General features: G+C 40.1%; 23 protein-coding genes. 5 read left to right on the forward strand and 18 right to left on the reverse strand.

The genetic code is table 11. The annotated features are described in order from the left end of the window. Positions 1 to 59 precede the first annotated feature (59 nt). Positions 60 to 1,085 (reverse strand): SepM family pheromone-processing serine protease, encoded by a 1,026-nt coding sequence (locus FNK51_RS01520; RefSeq protein ID WP_098371095.1) that lies wholly within the window; start codon positions 1,083 to 1,085, stop codon positions 60 to 62. Further along, entirely contained in the window at positions 1,075 to 1,872 is a 798-nt protein-coding gene (locus FNK51_RS01525; protein ID WP_098371096.1) for a patatin-like phospholipase family protein, read from the reverse strand. The genes FNK51_RS01520 and FNK51_RS01525 overlap by 11 nt, the downstream gene beginning before the upstream one ends. Before the next feature lie 307 nt (positions 1,873 to 2,179). Between FNK51_RS01525 and ylbJ the strand changes: the two genes are divergently transcribed. Further along, a complete protein-coding gene (gene ylbJ / locus FNK51_RS01530; RefSeq protein ID WP_098371097.1) occupies positions 2,180 to 3,397 on the forward strand; it encodes a sporulation integral membrane protein YlbJ in 1,218 nt (405 codons plus the stop codon). Positions 3,398 to 3,438: 41 nt separating this feature from the next. Here the strand turns inward: ylbJ and coaD are convergent, their stop codons facing one another. Further along, positions 3,439 to 3,930: a pantetheine-phosphate adenylyltransferase gene (gene coaD / locus FNK51_RS01535; RefSeq protein ID WP_098371098.1), complete on the reverse strand. Its 492-nt coding sequence runs from the start codon at positions 3,928 to 3,930 to the stop codon at positions 3,439 to 3,441. Beyond that, entirely contained in the window at positions 3,931 to 4,506 is a 576-nt protein-coding gene (rsmD, locus tag FNK51_RS01540; protein WP_034313946.1) for a 16S rRNA (guanine(966)-N(2))-methyltransferase RsmD, read from the reverse strand. It abuts the gene before it with no gap. Between the two features lie 471 nt (positions 4,507 to 4,977). Between rsmD and FNK51_RS01545 the strand changes: the two genes are divergently transcribed. After that, on the forward strand, positions 4,978 to 5,367 hold the full coding sequence (locus FNK51_RS01545; protein ID WP_098371100.1) for a DUF7147 family protein: 390 nt from the start codon (positions 4,978 to 4,980) through the stop codon (positions 5,365 to 5,367). A 54-nt stretch (positions 5,368 to 5,421) separates the two neighbouring features. Here FNK51_RS01545 and FNK51_RS01550 read toward each other — a convergent pair whose 3' ends face one another. Further along, complete coding sequence (locus FNK51_RS01550) at positions 5,422 to 5,697, reverse strand: YlbG family protein (protein ID WP_048684554.1); 276 nt, start codon at positions 5,695 to 5,697, stop codon at positions 5,422 to 5,424. 137 nt (positions 5,698 to 5,834) lie between these two features. Between FNK51_RS01550 and FNK51_RS01555 the strand changes: the two genes are divergently transcribed. Then, complete coding sequence (locus FNK51_RS01555; protein WP_098371101.1) at positions 5,835 to 6,158, forward strand: hypothetical protein; 324 nt, start codon at positions 5,835 to 5,837, stop codon at positions 6,156 to 6,158. Positions 6,159 to 6,303: 145 nt separating this feature from the next. Here FNK51_RS01555 and FNK51_RS01560 read toward each other — a convergent pair whose 3' ends face one another. The 5 genes from FNK51_RS01560 to FNK51_RS01580 all read right to left on the reverse strand — a co-directional run bounded on the left by FNK51_RS01560 (position 6,304) and on the right by FNK51_RS01580 (position 9,361). Continuing rightward, entirely contained in the window at positions 6,304 to 6,753 is a 450-nt protein-coding gene (locus FNK51_RS01560) for a YlbF/YmcA family competence regulator (RefSeq protein WP_141992231.1), read from the reverse strand. 60 nt (positions 6,754 to 6,813) lie between these two features. Beyond that, entirely contained in the window at positions 6,814 to 7,239 is a 426-nt protein-coding gene (locus FNK51_RS01565; RefSeq protein ID WP_098371102.1) for a hypothetical protein, read from the reverse strand. Positions 7,240 to 7,299: 60 nt separating this feature from the next. Further along, entirely contained in the window at positions 7,300 to 7,542 is a 243-nt protein-coding gene (locus FNK51_RS01570; protein ID WP_098371103.1) for a YlbE-like family protein, read from the reverse strand. Positions 7,543 to 7,554: 12 nt separating this feature from the next. Further along, positions 7,555 to 7,986 (reverse strand): YlbD family protein, encoded by a 432-nt coding sequence (locus tag FNK51_RS01575; protein WP_260399654.1) that lies wholly within the window; start codon positions 7,984 to 7,986, stop codon positions 7,555 to 7,557. A gap of 340 nt (positions 7,987 to 8,326) precedes the next feature. Continuing rightward, positions 8,327 to 9,361, reverse strand: a complete 1,035-nt coding sequence (locus FNK51_RS01580; protein WP_286178536.1) for a CAP domain-containing protein — start codon at positions 9,359 to 9,361, stop codon at positions 8,327 to 8,329. Between the two features lie 345 nt (positions 9,362 to 9,706). Here FNK51_RS01580 and FNK51_RS01585 point away from each other — a divergent pair, with 345 nt between their 5' ends. Continuing rightward, entirely contained in the window at positions 9,707 to 10,069 is a 363-nt protein-coding gene (locus tag FNK51_RS01585) for a YugN family protein (protein ID WP_076366720.1), read from the forward strand. Between the two features lie 112 nt (positions 10,070 to 10,181). Here FNK51_RS01585 and FNK51_RS01590 read toward each other — a convergent pair whose 3' ends face one another. From FNK51_RS01590 to cyoE, 7 genes are all read right to left on the reverse strand, one after another. Continuing rightward, a complete protein-coding gene (locus FNK51_RS01590) occupies positions 10,182 to 10,643 on the reverse strand; it encodes a DUF420 domain-containing protein (protein ID WP_179891037.1) in 462 nt (153 codons plus the stop codon). A gap of 207 nt (positions 10,644 to 10,850) precedes the next feature. Continuing rightward, the gene (ctaG, locus tag FNK51_RS01595) at positions 10,851 to 11,753 is read right to left on the reverse strand and encodes a cytochrome c oxidase assembly factor CtaG (protein ID WP_098371106.1); all 903 of its coding nucleotides are present in this window, start codon (positions 11,751 to 11,753) and stop codon (positions 10,851 to 10,853) included. Between the two features lie 150 nt (positions 11,754 to 11,903). Beyond that, a complete protein-coding gene (gene ctaF / locus FNK51_RS01600) occupies positions 11,904 to 12,239 on the reverse strand; it encodes a cytochrome c oxidase subunit IVB (RefSeq protein WP_048684534.1) in 336 nt (111 codons plus the stop codon). A gap of 3 nt (positions 12,240 to 12,242) precedes the next feature. Beyond that, positions 12,243 to 12,872 (reverse strand): cytochrome (ubi)quinol oxidase subunit III, encoded by a 630-nt coding sequence (locus FNK51_RS01605; RefSeq protein WP_098371107.1) that lies wholly within the window; start codon positions 12,870 to 12,872, stop codon positions 12,243 to 12,245. Beyond that, positions 12,872 to 14,743 carry a cytochrome c oxidase subunit I gene (gene ctaD, locus FNK51_RS01610; RefSeq protein WP_098371108.1) on the reverse strand — a complete coding sequence of 624 codons (1,872 nt, stop codon included), beginning with the start codon at positions 14,741 to 14,743 and terminating at the stop codon, positions 12,872 to 12,874. The genes FNK51_RS01605 and ctaD overlap by 1 nt, the downstream gene beginning before the upstream one ends. Positions 14,744 to 14,767: 24 nt before the next feature. After that, positions 14,768 to 15,850: a cytochrome c oxidase subunit II gene (gene coxB, locus FNK51_RS01615; RefSeq protein WP_098371109.1), complete on the reverse strand. Its 1,083-nt coding sequence runs from the start codon at positions 15,848 to 15,850 to the stop codon at positions 14,768 to 14,770. 254 nt (positions 15,851 to 16,104) lie between these two features. Beyond that, complete coding sequence (cyoE, locus tag FNK51_RS01620) at positions 16,105 to 17,043, reverse strand: heme o synthase (RefSeq protein WP_098371110.1); 939 nt, start codon at positions 17,041 to 17,043, stop codon at positions 16,105 to 16,107. Between the two features lie 602 nt (positions 17,044 to 17,645). On the opposite strand from cyoE, the gene FNK51_RS01625 reads away from it, so the two are divergent. After that, complete coding sequence (locus FNK51_RS01625; RefSeq protein WP_098371111.1) at positions 17,646 to 18,632, forward strand: COX15/CtaA family protein; 987 nt, start codon at positions 17,646 to 17,648, stop codon at positions 18,630 to 18,632. Positions 18,633 to 18,822: 190 nt separating this feature from the next. Here FNK51_RS01625 and pyc read toward each other — a convergent pair whose 3' ends face one another. Continuing rightward, on the reverse strand, positions 18,823 to 22,260 hold the full coding sequence (pyc, locus tag FNK51_RS01630; RefSeq protein ID WP_141992225.1) for a pyruvate carboxylase: 3,438 nt from the start codon (positions 22,258 to 22,260) through the stop codon (positions 18,823 to 18,825). Positions 22,261 to 22,837 lie beyond the last annotated feature (577 nt).

The following is a 22,837-nucleotide window of genomic DNA, read 5'->3' on the forward strand; positions in this document are numbered from 1 at the left end:
GAGTAAAAATCAAATCATCAAAAAAAGCGCAAACAGTAGATGACTGCCTGCGCTTTTTTTCATTTTTCTTTTCCTTTTAGCTTCGTTAAATAGTCTATTGCATCATCAAAGTTGTCCACCGGCACGATCTTCATGTCCGTGTCGATATCCTTTGCTGCAATAAGTGCATCTTCATAATTCGAACCTGCTGCTCCGTTTTCATTCGGGGCAAAGAATATTTCGGCTCCTGACTTATCGGCTGCAACTATTTTCTGTTGAATTCCGCCAATTGGACCGACTGTCCCATCGTCGGACATCGTTCCTGTCCCCGCTATGTCATATCCATTTGTAAGATCGCCCTTTGTTAATTGATTATAAATTTCCAATGAAAACATTAAACCAGCCGAAGGACCGCCTATTTGTTCTGAATCTATGGAAATCGCCGGTTTTGTGGTCACTTTTCGATTATCATCCAGCGAAATGCCTATTCCTACCCTATTTGGGTCATTTTTAAAAGGCTGCAAAGAAAGAACGGCCGTTTTCTCCGTCTCTTCCCGCTTATACACTATTTTAACTTCGTCTCCAGCCTTCTTTCCGTTAATATAGTTCATGAATTCCTGTGCAGACTTGAATTTAACATCATCGACCTGAATGATTTGATCGCCCGCTTTCAGCTCTTTAGCTGCCGGCATTCCTTTTAGCACGTCCAAAACATATACACCCAGGTACTCGTATTCGACTTCTTTCCCTGCTTTTTCATATGCGATCTGAATGGCATTATTTTTAGAACCATCCATTAAGTGCAGCTGCCTGATATTATATTCTTCATCTGTTTCATCTTCGCTTCGAATGGAGGTTTCCGGATAAAGTTCCTGATATTTGCTCCACTTCGCCAGCATGTAGGAATATACATTCGCCCGGCCCATCCTTACAGTGGTTAACATAAAGCTTCCTTTTGCTTCATCTCCTCCGGATACCTCAATGATTGGCTCCAATTCTTTAGCCATTCCTGGTTTTGATACATAAAAAGGTAGGGAATAAAGGGCTGATGCTATGAGAAGTATAGCCACCACCAGGAAAGTGCGTACATACATTTTACGGCTCATCTTCAAAGGACTCCTTCCAAGTAACAATACTCTGCTTAATTTGATCTATCTTTCCTCTTGCAGCTTCTTCTCCAATACTAATTATTTCCTGAACGTTTGTAAATGATTTCGAGCTGTATTTCTCCACCCTGGGGCGTATCATGACGTCTGAAGCAAACTCCCTGCTTTTAACCAGCTCCATTTGCAGGATATCAAGGCTTTGCATGATGACGTCATAGATGGAGTTTATCTCCATATCCTGTTTCACGTGGGCTACATCCACACCAATTATGATGTCTGCTCCCATATCCTTCACGACTGAAACAGGAACCCTGTCAACAACGCCTCCATCTACAAGCAGTCTGTTCCCGATTTTTTCGGGAGTGAAAATACCGGGAATGGAGATGCTTGCCCTTACAGCCGGTGCGATGGGACCTTCCTGAAAAATGACTTTTTCCCCCGTTTTTATATCAGTGGCGACCACCGCCACAGGAATATCAAGTTCTTCAAATTTCTTTCCATATGTAAATACCCTGATTAAATCCTTTGTCCGTTTACCCGAAATGAAGCCCATTTTAGGTATGGTGAAGTCTAAATAATACTTTCGCTTAAATGCACGGGACAACTTATACAGCCTCTCGATATCCGAACCCGCTCCATAAAAGGCAGCAACCATAGCCCCCATGCTGCTTCCGGCAATCATATCTATCGGAATGCCTTCTTGCTTTAATACCTTTATCACGCCAATATGTGCAAACCCCCTAGCTCCTCCTGACCCAAGTGCAAGCCCGACCTTTGGTTTCGACAAAGATATCCCTCCCGCTGTAACTAGTTCAAAATATTGAAATAACACTCATTCAAAGTTATGGTCTTAAACGGATTTATAGAAGCATATTATTTATATTGACAGTGAAACAAGCATGGCGGATATAACCTATGTAGCCAATAAAGTGAGGTCTTCATTGATATTCCATTGTGCGGATCATCCTCATTTATACATGTCGGTACAATCCATATTCCATCATGCGCTTACTTTTCGAGAAAAGGAAGTTCATATTTTATTATATACGAAACGAACTGCCCTTATTTAGAAACCTTCAAGAGGAGGATGAATTTTGCTAAAATCAAAATCAAAAACAGTACTGTTAGCTACCTCCGTCACGATGATGGCAGTTGGCTTGATCATCTTCCCCCAAGAATCCTTTGAAGCTTCCAAAGGCGGACTGAATATTTGGTGGACAATTGTTTTTCCTTCGCTTCTACCTTTCTTGATTCTCTCGGAGTTATTAATCAGTTTTGGTGTTGTCAGGTTCATTGGCGTCATGCTCGAACCATTTATGCGTCCCTTATTCCGTGTACCAGGAGTGGGCGGTTTCGTTTGGGCGATGGGACTTGCATCAGGGTTTCCAGCTGGAGCGAAATTCACTGTAAGGCTTCGTCAGGAAGAACAATTGACACGCATCGAAGCTGAGAGACTCGTTTGTTTTACTAATTCATCCAATCCATTGTTCCTGTTCGTTGCCGTTGCCGTTGGGTTTTTCCACAATCCTCATTTAGGGATCATCCTTGCACTTTCCCACTACTTAGGAAATTTTTGTGTAGGCATCATCATGCGTTTTTACCGTTGGAAAGAAGAAAAATCCCATACAAATGTAATGGCCAAGCTCCCCTCCATAAGACAAGCCTTTAGCCAAATGCATCGAACCAGAATAAAAGAAACAAGACCATTTGGCAGTTTACTTGGAGATGCGGTACTCTCATCCATTCAAACCCTATTAATGATCGGGGGATTCATCATTCTCTTTTCGGTGGTGAACAAGCTTTTATTTCATATGAACATAACCGGATTGCTGGCATCAGGGGTCAGAGGAATTTTACATATTTTCAATTTCCCCGATTCCTTAAGCCTCCCCTTCATATCAGGCATGTTTGAAATGACTCTTGGTTCAAAATTAACCAGTACGGTCGAAGATGCGACACTCTTTCAGCAAACAGTAATGACAAGTTTCATCTTAGCTTTCAACGGTTTCAGCATTCAAGCGCAAGTTGCCAGCATCATTGCCGCAACAGACATTCGTTTCACTCCCTTTTTTCTGGCAAGGATAGCACATGGCCTTCTGGCATCCATTATTACCGTCTTACTTTGGGGACCATTATATAAAGGCAATATGTACAGCGGCAGCCCGATAAATGCATTCCCAGTCAGCGGTTCCGGTGAACACGTGAATTCCCTATATCAGAACATGCTTGATTTCGGACCCATTCTGACACTCGTGTTTTTGATCCTATACATCATCATATTTACCAAAAGGCTATTCAAAGGCCTTTCGTAAACCGAAAAAAAGAGCATTGCGCGTTGGCAATGCTCTTTTTTCTATCCTTTCAGTTCCTCGTATTTTTTGGCCAGAGCTTTCTCGACGACGCTTGGCACTAGTTCGGAGATATCCCCGCCATACTTCGCAACCTCTTTCACGATACTTGAACTCAAGAAAGAATATTGATTTTTCGTCATGATAAAGAATGACTCTATTTTATTGTTAAGGAATCGGTTCATCGAAGTTCCCTGCATTTCATATTCAAAGTCGGAAGTCGCCCTCAATCCCCTAATGATGGCATTCGCGGAAACGCTTTCAGCATAGTCGACCGTCAATCCCTGATAGAAATCCACTTTAACATTCGGCATATGAGCAGTCGCTTCAGTAATCAATTCCAGTCTCTCCTCCACAGTAAAAAGTGAATTTTTCGCTGAATTGTTCACGATGACCACATATACCTCATCAAAAACATTCGCTCCCCTTTGAATGATATCAAGATGACCAAATGTTATTGGATCAAAACTCCCCGGACAAATCGCTATTTTGGACATTCATAGTTCCCCCTGTTCGTGTACGTTTCCCCATTGATAAATCGTAACGGCAATGACGCCATAAACTTCTTTTCTCTTAACGGTAAAGTCACCAACTTTTTCTGGCAATGTAACATCATGGCCATGCTCACAAACAATGTATCCCATATCGTTCAGCAATCGGTATTTATGTATTTCTTCAAGAATCTCGACAAGCTTTTGTTTCTTATAAGGTGGATCAAGAAAAATCAATTCAAAAGTCATTTCCCTTTTCACCAAAGCCTTCAGTGCACGCTCTGAATCATTTTTATAAACTTCTGCACGGTCTGAAAACTTGCATAGTTCCAAATTGGCCTTAACCGTTTGATTTGCTTTAAAATCCCGGTCGACAAATATGGCTTTATCCATGCCTCTGCTTAACGCTTCAATTCCCAGTCCACCGCTCCCGGCAAACAAGTCGAGGACCAGCCCTCCTTCGAAATAAGGACCAATCATGTTGAAAATAGATTCCTTGACTTTATCAGTAGTCGGCCGGGTTCCTGTACCCGGTACAGCCTTAAGTGGTCTTCCTTTGCAAATTCCGGAAACGACCCTCATCATCCTCACCACATTTTATGACAAATTTCTGTTACTTTCCTATCCTAACATATTAGAAAAAGCTAGCCAATATTTAAACCGATTTGGCTTCACTTCCAAGATGAAAATCGACTTATCATTTCGGACCATAAAGGAAGATATCCATTCTTTTTATAAATCTTTTACATTTTGAATAATAAAGTGGTTTTTGGCAATAATGTGAATAACAACATTCCTTTTTAGGTGTTGTTGCCAACCGCGGAGAAGGCTTACGTTTCCCCATAAGTTCTTCCTCCGGTTTCTCCTCTCCCTTTGCCTTCTGGTCCTTAGTTAGACATAGAAGGACCCTGCATATTTTTGCAGGGCTTTTTTTTTTTGATAAACCTCTGATATCTAATTTTCTTTGTCATGATTCGTCAATGAAGTTGTCCTTCTCTTTTATGAGGGATAATGATAAAGTAATGAATAATAAGTTAGTTAGGAGAGGTTTAATTGATTCAACGTTTTATTGAAATTGGACAAGGATATTCCGATATATATGAGTTGCTGGAAGTAGGCCGCAATCAGAAACATCGAGTTGCAAGGCTTTTGGCTATGCATTCTACTATTGATGATAAAAAGGTAACATCATTGGTTATCGTCATGCAGCCCACAGATCCCGGGAAATTCCAGCCACTTTACATTTGCCGTGAAGGTATACCGAACCCTCACGCCACCAAAAACAAACGCTATGAGCTTTTTGAGAACTTGGCGGAGGAACTGGATAGACCAATTATTGAAATCGACGTGAAACCTTCGGTGCTCTTTGCAGAAATCGAGTTGTACTACCAACACTTAATCGGCATTTTGCGAATGAATAGATATTTGCCCCCATTAGGTTGAAAGATGTTGATGCCAGAAATTGAAAAAAGCTGACTCCGCATGAGTCAGCTTTTTTCAAATTCCCATTTTATAATCATATTCTTTCGCTTTATCCGGTTTGGAGTTTTCGAACTCCACCTTCAAAAAAGGCTTGTAAGAAAGGTCCACTTTTTTAACGAACGAATAATTATTCAGCTTTTCCACTAGTGGTTCCACTTCATCCATATTCGTATAAAGAACTACATATTTCAACTTTTTTGAAACATAATGGATATTTCCAAATTTCCTAAGCATTTTGGCTTGTTTTAATGTATGTAAATAGACGATGATTCCCTGTCTCGCTCCAAGCATATCAATAACTCCCTTTTATAAAGGTTTTAACTAAGTGTAGCATAGCAGAATCTTTACTTTCAACCAAGAAAAAAAGATTATAAACGAAATTCTCTCACTATTATGAATATACACACTGTGAAGGGAGACAAACAACGATGGATTTAAACCAAATTTGGAGTCAATTTATTGATCATCTATTAGATAATGATGAAATTACCCAAGCTTCGATAAAAAAGTTCACAGGTATACCATTTATATATATCCATTATCATCCGGCACAAAATGGTAATAGTAAGCTTTCCTTCTTAATAAAAAAAGCTGCAAGCCTTTCAATGCGTGGCAAGCAGCTTCATTGTGAAACCATTTTCGTACGACAGGAAGAACATTTATATGTATTCCGGCATCGTTTTTATGTGCCGCAGCAAAAGATGTTTTGCTGCGGCAACCTATGTCCGGATTGTATCTTATATCGCAGTTAATCACTTTGTAACGTATCAGGTTGACCAACTGTCTCGTTGAAGATTCCTTACATGACACAGCCACCGAACTCCGTAGCAATATCGAATTTCGGTGGCTGCATGTTCTTATATAGCGGCCTGAATGTTCACGATTCTTGCCATTACTTTAAGCAGAGCATCCACAACTTCCGCCGGTTCCGCAGCTTCCCGTTGAACATCCACCTGATGAAACAAAAAATGGATTCCCCGCTGGGGTTTTGACCTGTTCAGAAACGGCTCGGCCAATTCTTCCGCTTATTTCATCAAGAACGGATTGTAATTCGGTCTCCGCCAGCTTAAACCTTGCTACGGCAGGATGCATATCCATGTCTCGTTTAGCTTGCCTGGTTTCTAAATTGATGCGTTTATAATCCGGATGATATTTACCGAACCTCTGAACATCTTCAAATAGATCCTTTAGCGAAGTAAACTTGGAAATTTTCTGCTGTGCCTCTTTGTCGCTTTGTAATTTATATAAACTAAGAAGGTATTCTTCCCCTATTTCAGAATGAAGGATCATTTCAGCTAATCCATCAGCCTGTTGTAAAATGTTGATGATTTCCATAGTAGCAAGCATTAACAAGCTCACCTCCACAACCATTTTACCATTTCTCCCTTTTAGATGCTAATGGTTTGATTAAATCGAGGAAGTGATATGTACCTCAATCTCTTTTTGCAACCCTGTTTTTTCACCTGAACTATTCAAGACTTCCAGCTTAATTTTATGCATGCCATTCGGGACTTCCTTTAAGATAAAGGCTGCCGTTTTCATATCGACTTTCTTTTGATTATCAATAAATACGGACACAGTTGCCAATTGTTCAGGATTTGATTCAGAAAAACCATAGTTTTTCAAGTAGCACTCGACATAGACAGAGTTGCCTTTTACAAAAGTTTTTACCCGAAAGTCCTCATCTGAGTTTCGGATGCTCGATACAGTGGTGGCAGCTTTATGTGTAGAAACATCTTGCATGGCTACTCCTGAATTTTCAGGTTCCGGTATTTTCTTTCCACAACCCGACGCTGCCATCAACACTGTGAGAGCCAAAATCAACTTTCTCATTCCATCGTCCCCCTTTTGCCTTTATTGTTCGCCAAAAGGAGTAAATTACTCTTATTTTCTTCATTCACCTGAAGCATTCATCGCTTGAAACATATGAAGCATCATTGAGGCAACCTGAACGCTATCCGAAAATTTAGAGACCCGATGTGGAATCGACTTCTCAAAATAATATTTCGCTTCGGTTTCAAACACATCCACTTCATGGGGATTACGCATTAACCTTTTGTACCATGCAGGCTGAATCCTCAAGTAATTACGCATATCTTCGTTTGTTTGAATGAATTCATATATATTCTGACGCATGAAAAACCCTCCTTAATCTTTGGTGAATAAAAAAGGGTTAGCTCTCTGCTCTTTTTCTTTTGGGGGAGGACTGGTATCACCTGACTTATTCCCTTGGAAAGCAGATAGCACTCCTTGGATTGCACCGATGGCCTGATTGGCATTCGTAATATATTGTTGAATCTGCCCCATATCCATATTTTTAACTGCACTCATTAACGAACCGATCAACTCAGTGCTTTGGTCTCCCTTTTCAACCGGCGGTGATGGGGACCCTGTATTCACTTTGGACTCGCCCACACTGCCGTCAGCCTGCCAGCGTGGATGATCTTCTCCGAGTAAATACCACTCTTCAAAAAGTTCCTGCCATGTTGCTTGTTTGCTTCTCACTTCATTCACTAAATGAGGATGTTCCTTTACAAACTCCCGAAATCCATCCACGGAGGGCCGCTTTCTTTTTGCCATTACTCTCACCTCACACTTAGACATCGCCTATTGCACCATATGCTAAAGGTAAATAAAAAGTGCATAACATTCCTTTTAAAATGCAATTGGATGATTTGGGGATGAGTACCCTTATAGTTCCAAAAGGGTATGCTGCCGTGACTGCGGATATCCAAGTTCTTTATGTAAACCCCTCCATTGGCGATCGATTCCGTGCAAATTAATACTTAGGCATACAATCATCATCAAGGGAAAGGTCAACCGTGATGATGGGGAACTTGCGCTACAAAGACAGGGACCTTTTTTATTTTCAAAATATAATCCAGAACAAGAAAACGGACCCAAATCGGATCCGTTTTTTTTATCTCTTTATGAAATTCTGGGTGTAGTACTTTTTATATACCCCGACGCCCAGACCTGTAAATTCCTCGTTCAGCATCGCATCCCGATGCCCTTTGCTATTTAGCCAACCTTCCATGACTGCAGCTGCGTCAACATAATTAGCCGCTATATTTTCACCTGCTGACCTGTATTTTACATGGCCTGCATCGAGACGCTTTTCCAAATCCCCCTTTGTTTCAGTAACATGGGTTCCTTCAGGTGCGTCCGTCATTTCCCGGCTATGAAGGTAAGCAACCTCTGCAGTTGGCGCATCCCATTCTAAAGGCTTCAAATCAAACCTGCTGCGCATTATATTCGTAATATCGAATATTTGCTGCTCATTGCCCTCTTCCACTTTCCCCAAGTCTTCATCAGAAAGGTCCTTAACTGTCACAAGTTCACCATGATAGGTCAACTCATACGGCTGTTGTTTCAATAAGGCGGAATCATTCAAAAATCGGATGCTTGAAACAGTACCGGTGAATTTATCCAAATATAGCTGAACATTAATATTCCCTAAATCAATCAACGGCCTCATGTTCATATCTTCCTCCGACAATTCAAAACGATAGGAACTGTGACCAACTTCAATATCAACAGTGGGTTCCACATATAAGCTGGAATAGATGGCATCAATCGATTGTCCAATTTTAAAAGGAGCGACATTGACCTCATCACCGATTCCATAAGCAGATACCACTTTTTCATTTTCAACGGCTAATTGGAAATAATTATCATAGTCCTTTTTATAAACCCACCATTCATATCCATAGGCGGACATATCAATTCGATCTGGCTTACCATATTCCTTTTCTATCTCTTTTGCATTTTTCCCGATCGTTACCGCCAGACCTTCTGTCACTTCAGTAACCCCTTCCTTTTCAGAGGAAGGGCTTTTTTCATTTATATGTCCATTGGGGTTAACACCTTTGTTACCATCAATAAGAGGGTTTCCTTCATCTTCATCGCCGATATTAAGATAAATACCTATTACGAAAAAAATAATAATTAACACCAACACCTTACCTAAACCGCGCAGAGGAACACTCCCTCTCTCTATCTAATTTATGTATCCAATGCAAAAACCTTTCTTACCTGATTATATCACTGTTCAATCATAATTTTCTAATTTACGATAGACTGTCCCTTCATTAAATTTATTTAAAAAATGGAACTTTTGCGAATGATTAAAATACCATGGTTGAGTTCATTGCAACTTCCACCATTTCGTACTATTATAAAATATAGGATAAAATGGTATATTATAAACATACTTGGAGATTTTTAATATATTCATGTACATAATATTTTCCCGGTATGTCATTTTAATTCTCAATAGTAAACATAGGAGGTACTACTCGTGAAATTTGAAAGCTTTGGAATCGAAAACATCACAGCCGACTTAAACCGATTAGATGACCTAATGCCGCAATATGGTTTAATACGTGCAGAACAATGGGATTACGAAAGAGTTAGTTACGATCGTAAGTTCGACTTAAAAGAAGGCACGTTTTACCTGAGAATACTTGGCTACGCTACAGAGGGTGATGTAGGCGCTCACAGGGCCGTCATCAAACTAATGGTTCCTCTATTAGGAAAACACTATTATCCACATGGAGTTGAATATGGTGAAGGAGAGGATTTCCCTGCATCACTAGTTAAACAAAGTGAAAAAATCCTCGCTCAAATTAAAGAAGAACTTACACAATTCAACGGCCTGTAAAAGCCGTTAGTGAAAAGTAGGTACAAAGAGAGAGGATCATGTGTGATGCTCTCTTTTTTTATATCCATTACAAAAGCCTGATGCTTATTTTGCACCAGGCTTTTTCGTTATTTTAAAATCCTAGGATCGCCTTTATTAAAGATGTTGTTTCGCCGCCATGATAAATGACATAAAGCAGGATGTAAACAGCTACTCCAGTAATCCCAGTGAAAAACCAAATGATGCTTGTCGCAGGCCCAATTTTTTTATGAATGGCGAATTTACCTTTAAACCCAGTGGTAAGCATGATGATCCCCAAAACAGCTCCAGTTGTTGCAAGCGTTATATGGAAAATCAAAAAAATCGTATAATAAATTTTAATGTCAGCGGGTCCGCCAAATGACGTACTACCGATGAAGACCGTCCGGGAAAGATATATAGTGAAAAAGATTACCGCAAAAACCGCAGCTGCCATCATGGTTTTTTTATGGGTCTCGATTTTGCGTTGTTTAATTTGATACCAGCCTATTGCAACAGTGATGGCACTTAATACAATGAAGGCTGTACTTATCGTTGGAAGGATTGGTAAAGACATATGAATTGTAGTCCTCTCTATATTTATTAATCAACTACCATTTTATAAGAGGCAATCATAAAATTCAATAAAATCAAGGATTATTAACAGAATGCTCACTTTTATAGAATAGGCAAGTCAAATCACTGGCTATTTGGTTTAAATCGAAAATCAGGCAAAGGCAGATAAAAGACTTGTCCGCCCCAAGACCAGTCTTTTATCGTACAATTATTCTACAGTCTGAAAATCCGAAGGTATCGGATCGATATCATTTTGGCCGCCATTCTCCTTTTTGAACCAAGCAAAGAAAATGACACCCAATACATAGCCTAAAACGATTTCTTGAATCACCTTCATCAAAACCCCGCCAAGCTGTTGATCTTCAAGCAGTGGCAGTCCATTGAACATTTCTGGGCCACTGAGCGTTAAACCTGACAGTGCTGAAGCCGGAACGCAAAGTTCCATGGCACTGGCCCAAGATTCCGCATTGGTGAATGTATCATACATCGGATCATTAGCAAAAATGATTAAAGCGCAGGCAGGGGTCATTAGAATGCCACTCCCGAATATATAAGCTACTTTTTTCACACCTGATAGACTTTCACGTTCGGGCAGCTGATTGACAAGCGGGAACCACATCAAAACAGCAGTCGTAAATAAAAGGATCGTGTAGCCGGCATGAATCCACATCCCCGTTTTGATATAGTCGAACACTAACGGGATATGGTACAGCGAGAAAAGAACATTAAATAGTAAAAGGGCGACAAGAGGTCTCGTAAAAAATTGAAATAATGCCTTCACTCCCCTTGAATTTATGAAAGTTCTCATAAGCCAATCTGGAATCGCAATGATAAATAAAGGCGGAATCACGAGATAGAGCAGTGCCATTTGAAACATGTGTGCACTGAACATGATATGGCTCAATAAATCCAGTGGGGATCCTTTTACCACATAAAGGAGGAACATGGCTATCAAAAAATAAGTTGCCTGTTTAACGGAAGGCGATGAACTGCCCGGAAACTTCTCCCCTTTTTTTGTCACCAGCCAAAAATAGCCTACGGTTATAAGTACGAGGGCGGCAAAATAATAAGGACTCCACAAAGCGCGAAATCCGAAAATATCAATAGACAAAAAAATCACCTCGTTCATAAACTTTTTCTTACTTTCATTATACCTAAAATGAAACATTGTAACAAATATAGATAAACTTGGATTGTTTTTCTGGAAAATCACCACATAAAGAAAACCGGCTATCATTCAATAGCCGATTTTCTTTATGGTTTATAACCAAACAATCGTTGTGAACACAAGGACAGTTATCAAGCCGACTGCAAGGCCGGAAAATAAGAACAATGCAATGGTGCCATGCCCTTTATGCTTCATGTGCATGAAATAATACAATTGGAAAATCACTTGTACAACTGCCAGCAGCAAAATGACTGGCTTAATGAACCAATGTGAAAAACCCTCAATTCCTACTGCAGCAAAAGCAAGTAATGTAAAGAAAATCATAAGTGTAAATGATATCACTTGGTGTTTCATCTCTTCAGCATTTTTCTTACGGCGATATTTTAAATCGACATTCGGGTTCGCTGAATTTGATTGTTCATTCGCCATCAGTTATCCCACCATTCCCATTAAGTATACGACAGTAAAGATAAACACCCAGACTACGTCAATGAAATGCCAATAAAGACTCGCAACGAAAAATTTAGGAGCGTTATACAAATTCAAGCCCCTTCCTGCATTACGCACCATAAGACAAATGATCCAAGCCAAACCGAATGCAACGTGCCCTCCGTGAAAACCAACTAACGTATAAAACGCTGAGCCGAAGGCACTGCTCGTAAATGTATGATGGAATTCATGAACATAGTGATTAAATTCATAAATCTCGAGTCCAAGAAAACCTAAGCCAAGTGCAACCGTAATGACAAGCCAAGCCTGCATTTGTTTAAAGTGGTTATTTTTCATATGGTACATCGCATACACACTAGTCAATGAACTGGTCAATAACAGCATGGTTGCTACAAAAGTAAGGGGTAATTCGAATAAATCTTTAGCTAGGGCTGCATCACCATTTGGAACTTTATCCTTCAATGCTAGATAAGTTGCAAATAATGAGGCAAATAATACCGTCTCTCCACCAAGAAACAACCAGAATCCCAAATACTTATTTTTACCTTCTAAAGTCGCTTTCTCGGGAGAAGCAGGCCAGGTAGCATCCGTGAATCTTTCATCTGTCTGCATTATGCCTTACCTCCCTTGTCTTTATCGTCCATAAGGTCTTCTTTATGAATATGGTACCCATGATCGTCTTTAACGGAACGGATAAACATTGAACCAAATGTTACCAAAAGTCCCACTATCATTATAGGCAGGGTCCAAGTCTTATCATCCATATGGTATAAAGCACCGAATGCGGCGATAAATAAACCGGAAGCAATCGTTAAAGGAAGAATGGATGAATTAGGCATATGGATATCCCCAAGTGGTTCTGCAGGAGTCATTTCCTTTTTCCCTTCCATTTTTTCAACCCAGTAAGGATCTAATCCCCGGACTAACGGAAGCTGTTTAAAATTATAAAAAGGCGGTGGTGATGGAATGGCCCATTCCAGCGTACGGCCATCTCCCCAAGGATCATTTCCGACTTTTTCATTCTTCACAGATGTAATGATGATATTGATGACCATAACCAAGACACCAAATGCCATCAAAAAGGCTCCAACAGTACTAATCATATTACCTGTATTGAAACCTTGATCGTCCAAGAATGTAAATACGCGACGAGGCATCCCCATCAAACCTAAGAAATGTTGAATGAAGAATGTTAAATGGAAACCAATCAAGAAAGTCCAAAATGTGATCTGCCCCAATTTTTCGCTTAACATCGTTCCAAACATCTTCGGCCAATAGAAATTGATTCCAGCCAGTAAACCTAATACAACCCCACCGACGATTACATAGTGGAAATGAGCAACAACGAAATAACTATCATGGTATTGATAATCAGCAGGTGCAGATGCGAGCATGATGCCTGTTACGCCACCCATTGTAAATGTAGGGATAAAGGCAACTGCATAAAGCATCGGAACCGTGAACTTGACGCTTCCTCCCCACATCGTAAAAATCCAGTTGAATATCTTAATACCTGTCGGTACAGCGATAGCCATGGTCGCAACGGCAAAGATTGCATTTGCGATCGGACCTAGACCAGTGGTAAACATATGATGCGCCCAAACCATGAAACCTAAGAAACCGATTAAAACGGTTGCAAATACCATCGATGAATAACCAAACAATCTTTTTCTGGAGAATGTAGCGAAAATTTCGGAAAAAATACCGAACGCCGGAAGAATCAGGATATAAACTTCCGGGTGACCGAATATCCAGAATAAATGCTCCCAAATAATCGTATTTCCCCCTGCCGCTACATCAAAGAAATTCGCGCCAAACATCCGATCGAACATCATTAACACCAATCCCACGGTAAGCGGAGGAAAAGCGAATAATATCAATGCAGATACGACGAAAGTTGACCAGGTAAACAGCGGCATACGCATATATGTCATACCAGGCGTACGCATATTAATAATGGTTACAAGGAAATTGATCCCTGCAATTAGTGTTCCAAAACCTGATATTTGTAATCCGAGGACGTAAAAATCAATGCCATGACCTTCGGAGTGCAGGGAAAGTGATGCATAAGATGTCCAGCCTGCATCTGGTGCCCCCCCTAAAAACCATGAAAGATTCAGAAAAATTCCGCCAAAGAAAAACAACCAAAAACCTAACGAGTTCAAAAATGGGAACGCAACATCACGTGCCCCTATCTGTAATGGTACAACCGCATTCATTACAGCAAACACTAACGGCATGGCCGCCAGAAATATCATAGTCGTACCGTGCATGGTCAAAATTTCATTATAAAATCCGGCACTTACGAAATCATTGTTTGGGATTGCCAGCTGGATACGGATAAACATCGCTTCCAAACCGCCGATTACAAAGAATAACCCGCCAGAGATAAGATATAAAATGGCGATTTTCTTATGGTCTACCGTCGTCAGATAATCCCAAACCGTAGCGCCAAATCCTTTTTTATTAGCGTACGTACTCACGATTTAACCTCCTTAATCAATGTTCTATTTGTCTTCCACCTTAAGCTCCAATAGATAAGCTGCCAGTGCATTAATATCTGAATCTGAAAGTTCGCCGTAAGTACCGGTCATCGTGTTGCCCGGTTTATACTTCTCAGGATCCTTGATCCATTTTTTCACATTCTCTTCCGTATGATCCAATACGCCAGCTACTTTTTGACGCTCACCGAATGTAGCCAGATTCGGAGCCTGACGAGCTGCTTCAGGCCTGCTGTCATTTGGTGTCACCGCATGGCAGCCTATACAGCTTTTATTAAAGACATCTTCACCCTGTTTGGCTAGATCACCTTCAACGACAGGTTCCTTCGCGGCTTTCATATCTTTAGTCCACGCTTCAAAATCGCTTTTAGACTTCGGTACGACCTTAAAATCCATCAAAGCATGTGAAGGACCGCAAAGTTCAGCACATTTTCCGTAGAACAAGTTGTTCGAATCTTCTGCCTTTTTACTATCGAATTCTAAGAAAAACTGATTGACACCTTCTGTATTTGTATCCATCTTTCCTCCGACAGACGGTACCCAGAATGAATGCTTAACATCTGAAGCAGTTAAGTTGAAGTACACTTTTTGATCTGTTGGCACAACCAAATCCTGACTTGTTACAACGCCGAGGTCTGGATATTCAAATTCCCACCAATAAAGGTTTGCCCTAACATTCACGACAAGTGCATCCTTCGTTTTTCCATCCTTATCTTTCTTATCCATTGCCTTTGTGTCGGCTAAGTCGAAAGTCGTGACGACGGTCGGAACAGCCAAAACAATTAAAAGAAGGATAGGAATAACAGTCCAGATAATTTCGAGTTTATGACTTCCTTCAATTTGTTTCGGTATTGTTTCGTCGCCTTCCTTCCGACGGAAGCGTAGTAAAACTACAACGAACAAAATAATCACAACAATAATAACCAGTACCATGATTAGTGTACTCAATATCAGTAAGTCATACTGAGATTGCGCAACATCACCTGCTGGCTTCAGGGCGGATAGAAATGGTTCGCCGCAGCCCGAAAGGACAAGTCCTACAATACCCAGCAGAGCAATCAGGCGCCATTTGTGCAGCCTTTTTTTCATAGCTTCAGAAACCCCTCTTTCGTCAAAATTTTCTCACAAAAATAAAAATGGGCGCAATTGCGAATATTCTCTCTATGTCAATTTCTAAAAAAGAAAGAATCCCTAATCCAAGGAATTATTAAGATGATTCATGTAACCGCTCTTATGTATGACCCCGTTGGTTCCGTTAATATGTATGAATGGCGGTCAGTGCATTATTTATCAGTAAGCTGGAGCCTGTAAAAGAACAGGACGCCAGCTTATTTAAACCAAAACTAGATGAGAGTGACAATGACCATCGCTACAAATAAAATGGTCATATAATTTAAAGAATATACAAACATGGATGTTGCCCATTTAACATCATCTTTCTTTTTATACCCCTTAATCCCCAAAATAAGCCAACCCGTACTCAATAATGCAGCAAGAATAACTAGCGGAGTTCCTAATGGAGTTAAAAAGAAAGGAATGAACATTAAACAGACGATCCATAGCATAATCGATCTTTTTGCCGCCTTGAACCCTTTTACTACCGGAAGCATGGGTACCCCAGCTGCACGATATTCTTCGACACGCCTCATTGCAAGTGCATAAAAATGAGGAGGCTGCCACAAGAACATGATCGCGAACAGGACCCAGGCGATCTTATCAAGGCCCGGGTCGACTGCAGCCCACCCGATAAGTGGAGGCACCGCTCCGGATATACTGCCTATAATCGTATTCGAGACAAATCTACGTTTGAAAACCATTGTATATAAAACAACATAGGCGAAGACGCCGAATGCTCCTAGTATGGCAGTTGTCATATTAGTCAATGCAAGTAAAATCAGCCCTGCAGCAATTAAACCGAAACTTAATGCCAATACCTTTGAAGGCTGTACTTTCCCAGTTACCGTTGGACGGTTTTTCGTTCTTTCCATTAAATGATCGATATCACGGTCATAATAATTATTGAAACTGCAAGATCCCGCCATTATGAGCGCCGAACCTGCAAGTGTATAAAACACTACATCTAGATTGTGTAAGAAGCTAAGCCCCGAAAAATGAAGAGCTAACCACACGCCGGTAAAAGCTGTAATTATATTTGAATTGACAATCCCCACTTTTATAAGTGCGAGAAAATCCTTCCAAGCTGTTGTTTCAGGTATATCCGATTGAAGGGCGGCTTTACTGTCCTCCATGACAGCTTCTGACAAACCCCTTGTTTCTGACATTTGTTTTCCTCCTTTAAATCATTCAAAACAGACGCAAATGCAAAAAAAAACTTACATATGCTATAGAACATTATTTCATACTTTTTAATATTTGTAACCAAGGAAGCGTAAACAAAAAGTAAATTATTTACCAATGACCGTTGTCAATGGAATCCATCGAGAGCTTTCATTCTTAAATATCATGCTTAATAACAGTAAAATTTAGTAAAATCATTTCTTCAATATATTAAAACACATTTTTGGAAGCTTTTGTGAAAATTTTTCGGATATTTTTTGACCAATTTGTGTCTCAATAATTTACTTCTCTTGTATGATGTTCATCAAGAACATGAATAATATGCTATTATCATCATCCCCTAGGCTCTATCCCTATTTTGCTCCTACTTGAAGGTTTACACTCCCTTTATTTCTATCAAAGTCTTTAGTAACTTTCAACTATTTCAGGCATTTTAATTAATAGTTATAATATTAACTGAACTTGTAAAATCATTCTATTTTGTGTAATATCGAGGAAGTTCGACAAATATTATGAAAAACCTTATGCTATTATTAATTTTATGGAACAACCCTAATTTGCTACAGAGAAAAAGGTGGGGCTACTAGTGAAATCGTCTCTTAAATGGTTTGCTGTTTTAACAACTGTTGTAATGCTTTTCATCTTACTTGGTGGAGCTTTAGTCACGAAGACGGATTCCGGCATGGGATGCGGCAGGTCCTGGCCATTGTGCAATGGCCAATTGATCCCGGACAAAATCACGATTGAATTGGTCATTGAGCTTTCCCATCGACTCGTTTCAGGAGCTGGAGGTTTCCTTGTTTTAATATTATCGTATATGTCTTGGAAAAAAATCGGCCATATCCGTGAAGCACGTTTCTTATCCGTCCTTTCTTTTGGTTTTCTGTTACTACAAGGGTTGATCGGAGCCGCTGCCGTCATTTGGTCACAATCCGATTTCGTCCTTGCCCTTCATTTTGGCATATCGCTCATTTCCTTTGCTGCCGTCTTTTTACTGACACTGTTGATTTTTGAAGTGGATAAGAAATTCGAAGCAGAAAAACTTATCGTTGACAAACGAATGAAATTCCATATTATTGGCGTATTGATTTTTTGTCTGGTGGTCGTATATACAGGTGCTCTTGTAAGGCATACAGAATCCAGTCTTATCTGTAAGGATTGGCCTTTATGCGTAAATGACAGTCTTGCACTACCCTCCAACCTTTATGAATGGATTCAGATGGGGCACCGTGCAATGGCAGGCGCTATTTTTATTTGGGTATCATATGTGGCTTATATCGCAAAAAAACATTACAAAAATCAAAAAGTGTTATATGGCGGTTGGATTGCTGCATTCATTCTCGTATTTTTACAAGTTACCGCTGGTGCCTTTATCATTTTCTCAAGGCAAAACTTATATATCGCACTGACACACGCATTATTCATTGCCTGCTTTTTTGGTGTAATGAGCTATTTGATGCTATTGACATCAAGAAGCAAAAAAAATGCCCTCGCCAAGCAAAAAAGGAACTCCGCGCACTCTGTCAAAGGACAGGATGAACAGGATATAACGCCAACGGTACCCGCCCGTTAATGTCTGATTGTTCAATCAATAATATAATAAGATAAAACAAAACCACCATTCCCGGGAATGGTGGTTTTGTTTTATCTTATAGGGAAGTTCAATGACCGTACATTGCCTAAAAAGAGGGGATAGGGCAGCTTAAAACCTCAAGCCTACCCCCATATACCCCAAATCATTCACAAGGTCACAGTCAGCGATATTACTTAGTTATTTCAATCAATAAGTCTCCAGTACTGATCGCTTCTCCATCTTTTACATAAATATCCTTAATGGTCCCGGAGAATGGTGCTTGCACGGTCGTTTCCATTTTCATCGCTTCCGTAATGATCAGGTGATCACCCTGCTTGACCTGATCGCCTTTCTCGACCACTACACGAATAACCGTACCTGGCATTGTCGCACCAAGTTGTTCTTTATTTTTAGGGTCAGCTTTCATTTTTGATACAACGGAAGATTTAATGTTTTCATCCTTGATGATCACTTCACGTGATTGACCATTCAACTCAAAATACACAACCCGTGTTCCATCAGCCAATGGCTGACCGATTGAAACCAATTTTACGATGAGCGTTTTACCCTTTTCAATTTCAACTTCGATCTCTTCCCCTAGCCTCATACCATATAAGAAAGTTGCGGTATCGAGGTTGGAAACATCACCAAACAGCTCATTCGTTTTATTGTAGTCCAAGAATACTTTTGGATATAAGGCATATGCAAGCACATCGAAATCGGTGACTGCCCGTCCCAATTCCTTGAATAATTCTTCTTTAAGAGCTGCAAAATCCACTTCTTCCAATAATTCACCCGGTCTTACTGTTATAGGTTTCTTCCCTTTCAGGATAACTTCCTGAAGCTCTTTAGGGAATCCCCCAACTGGCTGACCTAGATAACCTTCGAATAACTCTATGACTGAATCAGGGAAATCGATGGATTTGCCTTTTGACAGAACATCTTCTTCAGACAGGTTATTTTGTACCATGAATAAAGCCATGTCCCCAACAACTTTGGATGAAGGTGTTACTTTAACGATATCGCCGAACATTACATTGACACGCTGGTACATTTCTTTAACTTCATGCCAGCGGTCCCCCAGCCCCACTGCTTTGGCTTGCTGCTGCAGATTGCTATATTGACCGCCTGGCATTTCGTGTTTGTAAACTTCGGTATGAGGTGCATTCATGCCGCTTTCGAAGTCATGATAGAATTTCCTGACCTCTCCCCAGTATTCTCCTAAACGCTCTAGTGAATCGACTTCCAATTTAGGCTGTCTGCTTGACCCCTCCAACGCATAATGAAGTGTTTGTACACTTGGCTGCGAAGTCAGTCCAGCTAAAGAACCAATCGCCGTATCAACGATATCCACACCAGCTTCGATCGCTTTCGAATACATGTAAATTCCATTCCCGCTTGTATCATGAGTATGCAGATGGATCGGAAGGGATGTCGTTTCTTTCAGTTCCGATACAAGGCGGTATGCAGCATCAGGTTTCAAGAGGCCGGCCATATCCTTGATCGCTAAAATATGGGCACCGGCATGTTCTAGTTCCACGGCCATTTTTTTATAGTAGTCGATATTATACTTGCTGCGTGATGGATCATTCAAATCCCCGGTATAACAAATGGCCGCTTCCGCAATTTTGCCGGATTGACGGACTGCATCAATAGCCAATTCCATCCCTTTAACCCAGTTTAAACTGTCGAAGATACGGAAAACATCAATGCCTGCATCCGCTGATTTCTCTACGAATTCACGAATGACATTATCAGGGTAATTTTTATAACCAACTGCATTCGAAGCCCTTAAAAGCATTTGTAATAGGACATTAGGTGCTTTTTTCCTGAAACTTATCAGCCTATCCCAAGGATCTTCTTTCAAGAATCGATATGCGACATCGAAAGTTGCCCCACCCCACATTTCCATTGAAAATAAATCAGGAAGTAGTTTTGCTGTAGGCTCAGCGATATCAAGGATATCTTTCGACCTAATTCTCGTCGCCAGTAAAGATTGATGTGCATCGCGGAAAGTCGTATCGGTGATCAATACCTCTTTCTGTTCTTTGATCCAATTGACCAGTCCCTCTGCACCTTGCTCTTCAAGTATATTTTTTGTACCCGAGATAAGCGGCAGGCCACCAACATTCGGAATTGGAGCTGGATCAAAAACAGGTTTTTTCTTTTTCTCGACTCCCGGGAATCCATTCACGGTCACATTTCCGATATATGAAAGCATTTTTGTCCCACGGTCTTTTCTAATTGGGAAGCTAAATAATTCCGGTGTTGAATCAATGAATGATGTATCATATTCCCCATTTATGAATTTTTCATGTTTTACAACATTTTCAAGGAAGGGGATATTTGTTTTAATACCACGAATCCTGAACTCCTTAAGGTTACGAACCATTTTGGAAGCTGCCTGTTCAAATGAAAGCGCATGAGTAGAAAGTTTAACGAGAAGGGAATCATAATATGGTGTGATGACCGCACCTTGGAATCCATTCCCAGCGTCCAGACGAACACCGAATCCCCCACCGGACCGGTAAACCATCATTTTCCCGGTATCAGGCATGAAATTATTCAATGGGTCCTCAGTCGTCACCCGTGATTGAATCGCATATCCATGTGTTTTGATTCCTGACTGTTCGGGAATCCCGATCTTTTTGCCATGGATTTCATGCCCTTCTGCTACCATGATTTGGGATTGAACAATATCAATGCCCGTAATCATTTCAGTAATGGTATGCTCAACCTGAACCCGTGGATTGACTTCAATAAAGTAAAATTCGCCATTTGCGACAAGGAATTCGACCGTACCAGCGTTTACATAATCAATATTTTTTGCCAACTTGACGGCTGCTTCACAAATCCTTTCCCTTAAATCCTCGGAAAGGGAAACGGAAGGTGCCACTTCCACAACTTTTTGATGCCTTCTCTGAACGGAACAGTCACGTTCATATAAATGGACGATATTCCCATGAGTATCAGCCAAAATCTGAACTTCGATATGCTTCGGATTTTGTATGAATCTCTCTACATAGACTTCATCATTACCAAAAGCTGCTTTAGCTTCTGATTTTGCGCGATCATAAGCCTCTTCAACTTCTTCGATTTTTTCGACAATCCGCATTCCGCGTCCGCCGCCGCCTAAAGAGGCTTTTATGATAATTGGAAAACCGTATTGTTTACCAAATTCCTTTACTTCTTCAACACTGGTCACCGGTCCATCGCTACCAGGGATAACCGGAATATCAGCCAGTTCAGCTTGTGTTCTGGCTTTTACTTTGTCACCAAACATATCTAGGTGTCTTGATTCTGGTCCGATGAAGATTATGCCTTCTTCCTCACAACGTTTCGCAAATTCAATATTTTCTGAAAGGAAACCATAACCGGGATGAATCGCATCGACACCGCTCATTTTAGCGATCGCAATTATGCCTTCAATATCCAGGTATGCATCAATCGGCTTTTTGCCTTCCCCAACCAAATATGCCTCATCCGCTTTATATCGGTGATAAGAACCATAATCCTCCTTTGAATAGATTGCAACTGTGTGAATGTCTAATTCCGTACATGCCCGAAAAATCCGTATCGCTATTTCTCCACGATTTGCCGCAAGTACTTTTTCTATACGTTTCCCCATTGCTACCACCCTAATCAATATGTATTTTTATTGAATATATAGAAAAAAAGCGTGAAAGACTTTCACCACTCTTTATTCAAGAATTTATTTCCCAACTAAGGAGACCATTCTGATCAAGCTCATTTTATTGCGAATGTAATTATTTCGATATATTTTATATTTTCGTTTTTTACATCCGATAGAGACTAAAAAGAGCTCTGCACCAATAGCAAATGAAAATTTAGCTATAATAATATATTATCAATTTGATTTAACATTCAATTAATATAACCATAATACTAAAATTAACTGAATACAATAAAAAAATAAAAAATTACATATATTCGTATATAAAAACAAGGAATTAGCTCTGCCTTTCCGACTTACGATCCCATTGTTAATCAAAGGCATTCGATTGGAAAATCCCACATATTTAATGATTGATAGAGAAATTTGAAATGTGAAGATAACCACTGAACATTTCATCGAAAATTCAAAAAATAAAAAAAACAAAAAAATAAAAAACACAATTGAGCTTCTACGGATTAATTAGTATGTCACTATTGAATATAGTATAACACTATTAATTATGTATATA

Source organism: Bacillus sp. B4EP4a (assembly GCF_006680105.1).
In the GTDB taxonomy this organism is placed as follows: Bacteria; Bacillota; Bacilli; order Bacillales; family DSM-1321; genus Peribacillus; species Peribacillus simplex_E.